The sequence below is a fragment of the Jatrophihabitans sp. YIM 134969 genome (genome assembly GCF_054456675.1).
Genome location: NZ_JBTJEQ010000108.1, coordinates 1 through 981, shown reverse-complemented (window position 1 = coordinate 981; position 981 = coordinate 1). Strand labels below are relative to the sequence as shown.

Annotated in this window: 1 protein-coding gene; it reads left to right on the top strand. The window is 76.5% G+C overall.

The annotated features are described in order from the left end of the window. Positions 1–82: 82 nt before the first annotated feature. A partial coding sequence (locus ACXR2U_RS24065) for a D-alanyl-D-alanine carboxypeptidase family protein (protein WP_458827623.1) occupies positions 83–981 on the top strand: 899 nt, incomplete at its 3' end.

Sequence of the window (981 nt, the reverse complement as noted above, 5' to 3'; positions counted from 1 at the left end):
CGCGGCGTCGCCCGAGGCACCGGACCCGCACCCGCCGACGGGCGGAGCCGGACCGGGCGGCGTGGTCCCCGGCGGGGAGCGGATGGCCGAGCGCGGTCTGGTGCTGCCCCGCGGCGCGGCGCCGCTACCCGCCGTGCGCACCGCGAAGGCGTGGGTGCTGGTCGACCTGGGCCGCGGGACGGTGCTCGCCGCGGGCGACCCCCACGGGCGCTACCAGCCCGCGAGCGTGCTCAAGACGCTCACGGCCGTCGTCCTCACCCACCGGCTGACCGGCCGCGAACGCGTGCCGATCAGCCAGACGGCGGCCGACACCGAGGGCTCGGCCGTCGGCCTGGTGCCCGGCGGCAGTTACACCGCCGACATCCTGTTCCGCGCGATGCTGATGATGTCCGGCAACGACGCGACCGAGGCCCTCGTGGGCGCGGCGGGCGGCGACACCCGCGTGGTCGCGGCCATGAACGACACCGTCCGCGGCCTGGGCGGCTACGACACCGTGGCCCGCACCCCGACCGGCCTGGACACGTGGGACCAGCTGACCAGCGCCTACGACCTCGCGCTCGTGCTCCGCGCGGCCGTCGGCGACGCGCGGCTCATGGCCTACGACGCCACCCGACGGGCGTTGCTGCCCGCGCAGACCGTCCGGAAGAACGGCCAGCCGGTCGGCACGATCGAGATAAACAACCAGTCCGGCGACTTCCTCGATCGCTACCCCGGGGCCGTGTTCGCCAAGACCGGTTTCACCGACGCCGCCCGGCACACGTTCCTCGCGGCGGCCCGCCGGGGTGACACCACGTTGGGCGTCGTCTACCTGCGCGCCGAACGGGCCCCGCTCGACCAGTGGCAGCAGGCCTCGGCCCTGCTCGACTGGGGGTTCCGACGTCCGCACACCGCCGCGGCCGCGGTCGGCACCCTGGACGACCCCACGGCGCTCGCGACCCGCGCCGGTGCGTCGGCCGCGGCCAGTGCCACCGCCGCCGCCGC